We start from the raw sequence: 6,716 nt of genomic DNA, 5'->3' as shown, positions 1-6,716 counted from the left end.
AGACAAGATGGGTGGTAGGCTTGACTCCAATTGCTGTTTGACCACCCCTCACTCAAGCAACAATAAATTGCACCTTGACCCGTGGTACCGGGTTTACCCCGATTAATCACGGTTTAAGAGTATCCCACAACAACTAACCCTCTAAAATGAACCATGCTGCTACACTTGAGTACTTGGAAAGAAATTGAAGCTTACCTAAAGCAATCACCAGGGATTATTCTGCCCATTGGTTCAACGGAACAACATGGACCAACGGGGTTGATTGGCACCGACGCAATATGTGCAGAAGCGATCGCAAAAGGTGTGTCTGAAGCAACCAATGCCCTAGTTGCTCCCACCATTAATGTCGGGATGGCGCTACACCACACGGCTTTTCCCGGTAGCATCAGTTTGAAACCGAGTACATTAATTCAGGTGATCAAAGATTATCTGACTTGCTTGACTAGAGCTGGGTTCACCAAGTTTTTCTTTATCAATGGTCATGGGGGTAATATCGCTACCCTTAAGGCAGCGTTTTCTGAAAGTTACGCCCACTTGAGCGATTTACAGATTCCTAATGGGGAAAGGGTTCAGTGTCGGGTAGCTAATTGGTTTATGTGCCGTTCTGTCTATAAATTAGCTAAGGAGTTGTATGGGAATCAAGAAGGTTCCCATGCTACTCCTTCTGAGGTAGCACTTACCCAATATCTCTATCCCGAAGCCATTAAACGAGCACCCCTGTCAGAAACCGTTGCGTCTGGACACCCAATTTATGGAGCCGCAGATTTTCGTCGCCGTTATCCCGATGGTCGTATGGGGTCTAATCCAGCCTTAGCAACACCGCAACATGGTAAGCAGTTTTATGAGTTGGCAGTCAAGGAGTTGAGTAGTAGTTATTTGGAGTTTATGGCCGCAGATTGAATCGGGAAGTTAGAATTTAGAATTTAGAATTTAGAATTTAGAATCGGGAATCGGGAATCGGGAATCGGGAATCGGGAATCGGGAATCGGGAATTGGGAATCGGGAATCGGGAACATTATCAAAGAGATAGGATATGATATACCGATAATTACCCTTAATAAAAATCTCCCCATCTCCCCATCTCCCCATCTCCCCATCTCCCCACCCTCCTGGTTATGATGGGTATTCAACCGAACTTGATCTTAGATCTTAGATCTGATCCTCGATATCTTCAGGGAAGTCCTGGCGTAATCCCCCAGGCAAGGCAGCAATAATGGCATCTAGTACTCTCGATACTTGAATAATTTCAATACCGAGATCAGGTAAGGTTTGACCTTTGGGTACAATGGCTCGCTTGAACCCTAACTTGGCAGCTTCTTTGAGTCGGAGTTCCATCTGAGAGACTAGTCGCACTTGCCCCCCTAAGCTGATTTCACCAATCATAACCGTGCGAGGATCGACAACGCGATCGCGAAAACTAGCTACTACCGCAATAGCCATTCCTAAATCAGCTGCTGGTTCTTCTACTCCTAGCCCTCCTGCTGTTGCTACATAAGCATCTAATTTGGATAGGGGAATCCCAACTCGCTTTTCCAACACTGCCAGGATTTGTTGTAAGCGGTTGTAATCAACTCCAGTGGTTGAGCGGCGGGGTGCCCCATAACTAGCAGGACTTACTAGGGCTTGCAACTCTACCAGAATCGGACGAGTACCTTCACAAGCCACTACAGTAGCAGTACCAGGACTCATTTCATCTCGGTTACCCAAAAACAGATCAGAAGGATTCAAGACTTCCTGCAAACCGTTGCTGACCATTTCAAAAATACCGATTTCATGAGTAGCCCCAAAGCGGTTTTTAACAGAACGCAGTAGCCGGTGGGAAGCAAAGCGATCGCCTTCAAAGTACAATACAGTATCGACTAAGTGTTCCAGTACCCTTGGTCCTGCGATCGCGCCTTCTTTGGTCACATGACCCACAATTAACAGAGTAATGTTTGACCGCTTTGCTACCTGCATCAGGGCAGAGGTACATTCCCGCACTTGAGCAACAGAACCAGGAGCAGAGGTCAAGGCCGGAAAATAAAGAGTCTGAATACTGTCAATCACTGCTACCTGAGGTTTGAGGGACTCCAACTCTCGCAGAATTTCCTCTAAATCAGTTTCTGGTAGAATATACAGCTCAGCGTCTTTAGAGTCAGACTCTTGAGAGTCAGACTCTTGAGCGGCTATAGGGGTTTTAGAAGACTTAGACTTAGAAGACTTAGACTTAGAAGACTTAGACTTAGAAGACTTAGGGTCGTTTTTGACCCTACTGTTATTAGATTCGAGATCAGAGGTTTCTGCTGATACCACACCCAGGCGAGATGCTCGCAGTTTTACCTGCTGTCCTGATTCTTCTGCACAAACGTATAGAATGCGATGTAACTTGGCAAGTTGATTGGCAACTTGGAGCATTAAGGTTGATTTGCCAATGCCTGGATCGCCACCAATTAATACTAAAGACCCAGGCACAACGCCACCTCCGAGCACTCGGTCGAGTTCCCCATAGCCTGAGGGGAAGCGGATCTCGACAGTATCAACAATTTCTGAGAAGGTAAGGGATGATCTGGGTTGAGCCGGTCCAGTGTTAGGCTCGTGGTTATCCGAATAAGTATTGGATTGCCAACCCCCGCGACTGATTTTGACCGGAGTTGGGGGAGCTACCTCATCCAAGGAATTGTAAGTACCACAGGCAGGACATTTGCCGAACCATTGGGAGGACTCAGCACCACAGGCATTACACACATAGAGCGTTTTAGGCTTCGGCATCCTACTTGAAAAGTCTTAAAAACTCTTAAAAAAACTCAATAATTAAATTAACATTAATGAAAGTCAAGGAAGACTTCACCAGCAAGGAAAATATAATTCTCAACGATAAAACCAACTTTGTAAAGGGTTACATTTTAGAGATAAACTACTGATAAATTAATAAATCATTAATCTTACTTCACCATTTCAGGAGTATAACGTCCATTGGAAACTCATAAAGAAAAAATTCTTGTTGTTGATGACGAGGCCAGTATCCGTCGAATATTAGAAACTAGGTTATCCATGATTGGCTACGAAGTAGTCACAGCCGCTGATGGAGAAGAAGCCCTAAACACATTTCGTGATACAGAGCCTGACCTAGTGGTGTTAGATGTGATGATGCCAAAGCTAGACGGCTATGGTGTCTGTCAAGAATTACGCAAGGAATCAGACATTCCCATTATTATGCTAACTGCTTTAGGGGATGTAGCTGACCGGATTACCGGTCTAGAGTTAGGAGCAGATGACTATGTGGTCAAGCCCTTTTCTCCAAAAGAATTGGAAGCCCGTATTCGTTCCGTACTGCGCAGGTTTGATAAAGTGGGGGCTGCTGGTATTCCTAGTTCTGGGGTGATTCATGTCGGGAGTATCAAAATCGACACCAATAAGCGACAAGTCTACAAAGGGGATGAGCGGATTCGCCTGACTGGGATGGAGTTCAGTCTTCTAGAGTTATTAGTCAGACGTTCCGGAGAACCATTCTCCCGTTCTGAAATTTTGCAGGAAGTGTGGGGCTATACCCCTGAACGCCATGTGGATACCCGTGTAGTAGATGTCCACATCTCCCGGTTACGAGCCAAGTTAGAGGATGATCCTAGTAATCCTGAGCTAATTCTCACCGCACGAGGTACAGGTTATTTGTTCCAACGGATCATTGAACCAGATGACAAATAATAACACCTTGATGTTTCGTTTCAGCTTCGTAAGTCCTGAACTAACAACCAACAGGTGAGTGATGGCTAAACCCGACCAAAATGATGTACTGCGGCTGCTGCCATTTGCGGTTGGAGGATTGGCAGGGGGTCTGTTGCTGATCAATCGTTTATTAACCTCCCAGCTCACCAATTCTCAAGCTCGTTCTGATGCTGTAGGGGTAATTGTTTGTGCTGTCTTGATTTTGACAGGTTTACTGTGGCAGCAGGTACAGCCCAAACCTCCTGATGCCGTTAAACTGATTGGCGAAGAGGGTTTCGACCTCGCTCCAGAGCTGCCAGATCAGGTCAAAACTGAATTAGCCTGGGCATCCCATCTATTACTGACTAATACGGTAACGCGATCGCTTGTGGTGGTATACCAAGGCAAAGTCTTGCTGCGGCGGGGGATCTTGGGCAAAAATCCCCAAGTCGAGCCTGGAGCTATTCTCAAGCGGGTTCTCGAAACTCAAAAAGCCGTGTATCTGGTTAACCTGAAGCTCTATCCAGGGCGACTTGAATTTGACTACTTGCCTGATAACACACAAGGTGTCATATGTCAACCGATTGGCAACCAAGGAGCGCTAATTTTGGCAGCCAATGCTCCCCGAAGTTACACTAAACAAGATGAAAAGTGGATTGAGGGGATTGCTGATAAAGTCGCCAATACTCTCTCTGGTCATTTATAAGATGTGGGTACCGCTTCGAATTTAAATAATGTGGTTAATCATTTTGTACTGGTTCCTGATTCTGCTGATGCTAGTAGGCATTATTGGTTCGGTTGTTCCTGGCATTCCCGGTGCCATGTTGATTTTAGCTGCCACCATAATTTGGGGTATTGCTGAGGGCTTTAGTAGCGTCACCTGGGCATTGGGCGTAGCTATCTTTGTGTTGCTACTGGGTATGGGGGTCGATTTTTTAGCCGCTTACTGGGGAGCCAAAAAAGCTGGTGCTAGTAATTGGGGACAAATTGGTTCCATAATCGGCTTGTTCATGGGGGTGTTTGGTCTTTTACCCGCCTTGCCCTTCGGCGGACCGTTACTAGGGATTTTGCTTGGACCGTTGTTAGGGGCGTTTGTAGGTGAGTTTCTCTATCAACGGAAGTTAAAGTTACAGGATAGAATTAAGCAATCCTTTAAAGCTGGCTTGGGGATTGTAGTCGGTTCATTGGTAGGAAATTTGATTCAGGCAATGCTTGCGATCGCTACTGTGGTGGTGTTTATTTTCACCACTTGGCCCCCAGGTGCAGGGATTTAGCTTGAAATTTAGATTGAACAGGGTGATGGGGTGCACTACTGCCTGCTAAATAACGCTAACTAACAAGTTCACCGACTCAGCAATTTGCACCGTAGGCGATCAAGGGCATAGCAGGCGCTGATGTGACGTAGGTCAGACCGACTCCGATGTTGACCCAAGGTGTACTTGTAGCATTCTAAAATGCCATCTGGTCCGGCTAGACCAATGTAAACTAGACCCACAGGCTTGGTATCGGTATTGCCTCCAGGTCCAGCTATGCCTGTAATACTAAGTGACCAGGTTGAAGAAAGAAGCGATCGCACTCCTGTTGCCATTTGCTCTGCTACAACCTTACTTACCGCCCCCATCGCCTTCAAGTCTGAGGAATTCACTCCCAGTACACCAGTTTTCACAGCGTTATCATAAGCAATGATACCCCCCAAAAAATAATTAGAACTCCCCGGGACACTGGTTATCATACTGCCAATACCGCCACCAGTACAGGATTCTGCTACGCTCAACGTTTCTGAGGCAGCCGTTAATAGCTGACCCACTACAGAGGCTAGGGTATCGGTGTCAGTACCGAAATAGTTAATTCCCCCAATCTCCTGTAATTTTTGGGCTACTGGTTCAATGAACTGTTGTGCTTCACTTTCTGAAGCCGCACGGGCCGAAACTCTTAACCTCACTTGTCCCTTACTAGCATAGGGAGCAACGGTGGGGTTGGTAAGGTCAAAAAAGGGAGCAACTTTCTCAGCCAAAGCCGATTCTCCAATCCCCCAAAACCGCAACATCCGGCTATAAACGATTTCTTTACCCCAGCCTTGGCTTTTGAGATAGGGAACAGCCGTGTCTCGCCACATCTGATTCATTTCCCTAGGAACACCAGGAAACGTGAGAATGCTTAAATCAGCACGGGGTTTCCAGATGATACCAGGAGCTGTTCCATTCAAGTTGGGTAATACTTGTGCCCCTTCTGGAATTAGGGCTTGCTTGCGGTTATTGGTAGTTAATTGACGTCCCCGCCGGGCAAACTTCTGAGTGATGTCCTCTATAACATCTGGTTCTTCAATCAGAGGAGCCCCAAAAAATTTAGCGATCGCTTCCGTGGTCAAGTCATCGGGCGTCGGACCAAGACCACCAGTAAATATTAGGATAGTGGAGCGCTCACTAGCAATTGCCAATACTTGCTGTAAACGCCCGATATTATCTCCCACTACTGTCTGATAGTAGTGAGGAATCCCCAATGCGGCTAGCTCCTGGGCTAAAAACTGAGAATTGCTGTTGAGAATATCCCCCAGCAGCAGTTCGGTACCTACACAAATAATTTCTGCACTCATCGATTATGCCTCAGGGGCAAGATAACATTCATTTCTTTCGGCTCTTATCTTATAATCCCACACTGACAGCAATTTTAAAACTATAGCGTTTTCACATGATATGTGAAACTAGGATTGATCTAAAAAGGTAACAGGTAATAGGTAATAGGTAATAGGGAGTAGGTAATATAGCATTAAAAAATATCCTAATTTATTTATTATACCTATAAATATAGCAGAAGTCAGAAGTCAGAAGTCAGAAGTCAGAAGTCAAACTCTTGCGCTTACAAAGGGTGTGAGACTTTTGTCATGTCCTAACTGCTCTGGCGACTGCTATACTATAATTTTATTTTTCATGAAAAATAAAATTATGTTAGGTAAATTAAGAGCAGCATAAAATATATACCAGTATTTTTTTGTGTTATGCTAAATCATCAACATTGGGGTTGATTATCTATTTTTA

The 6,716-nt window shown here is 45.4% G+C and carries 7 protein-coding genes; 4 read left to right on the top strand and 3 right to left on the bottom strand.

The features are described 5' to 3' along the window. Window positions 1–153: 153 nt before the first annotated feature. On the top strand, window positions 154–900 hold the full coding sequence (locus tag F6K64_RS34715) for a creatininase family protein (RefSeq protein ID WP_008186384.1): 747 nt from the start codon (window positions 154–156) through the stop codon (window positions 898–900). Between the two features lie 30 nt (window positions 901–930). Here the strand turns inward: F6K64_RS34715 and F6K64_RS34710 are convergent, their stop codons facing one another. Both F6K64_RS34710 and radA read right to left on the bottom strand, forming a co-directional pair. Next, window positions 931–1,089 carry a hypothetical protein gene (locus F6K64_RS34710; protein WP_154659846.1) on the bottom strand — a complete coding sequence of 53 codons (159 nt, stop codon included), beginning with the start codon at window positions 1,087–1,089 and terminating at the stop codon, window positions 931–933. 60 nt (window positions 1,090–1,149) lie between these two features. Beyond that, a complete protein-coding gene (gene radA / locus F6K64_RS34705) occupies window positions 1,150–2,748 on the bottom strand; it encodes a DNA repair protein RadA (RefSeq protein WP_008186382.1) in 1,599 nt (532 codons plus the stop codon). 204 nt (window positions 2,749–2,952) lie between these two features. On the opposite strand from radA, the gene rpaB reads away from it, so the two are divergent. From rpaB to F6K64_RS34690, 3 genes are all read left to right on the top strand, one after another. Next, window positions 2,953–3,681, top strand: coding sequence for a response regulator transcription factor RpaB (rpaB, locus tag F6K64_RS34700; RefSeq protein ID WP_008186378.1), 729 nt, complete (start codon window positions 2,953–2,955; stop codon window positions 3,679–3,681). A gap of 61 nt (window positions 3,682–3,742) precedes the next feature. After that, a complete protein-coding gene (locus F6K64_RS34695) occupies window positions 3,743–4,387 on the top strand; it encodes a cofactor assembly of complex C subunit B (protein ID WP_008186376.1) in 645 nt (214 codons plus the stop codon). A 28-nt stretch (window positions 4,388–4,415) separates the two neighbouring features. After that, the gene (locus F6K64_RS34690) at window positions 4,416–4,955 is read left to right on the top strand and encodes a DUF456 domain-containing protein (protein WP_008186373.1); all 540 of its coding nucleotides are present in this window, start codon (window positions 4,416–4,418) and stop codon (window positions 4,953–4,955) included. 68 nt (window positions 4,956–5,023) lie between these two features. On the opposite strand, the gene F6K64_RS34685 is transcribed toward F6K64_RS34690, so the two are convergent. Next, window positions 5,024–6,274 carry a competence/damage-inducible protein A gene (locus F6K64_RS34685; RefSeq protein ID WP_008186371.1) on the bottom strand — a complete coding sequence of 417 codons (1,251 nt, stop codon included), beginning with the start codon at window positions 6,272–6,274 and terminating at the stop codon, window positions 5,024–5,026. Between the last annotated feature and the right edge of the window lie 442 nt (window positions 6,275–6,716).

The sequence above is a fragment of the Moorena sp. SIO3A2 genome, from assembly GCF_010672265.1.
GTDB classification, from domain to species: Bacteria; Cyanobacteriota; Cyanobacteriia; order Cyanobacteriales; family Coleofasciculaceae; genus Moorena; species Moorena producens.
This window is presented reverse-complemented; position numbering and strand designations above follow the sequence as displayed.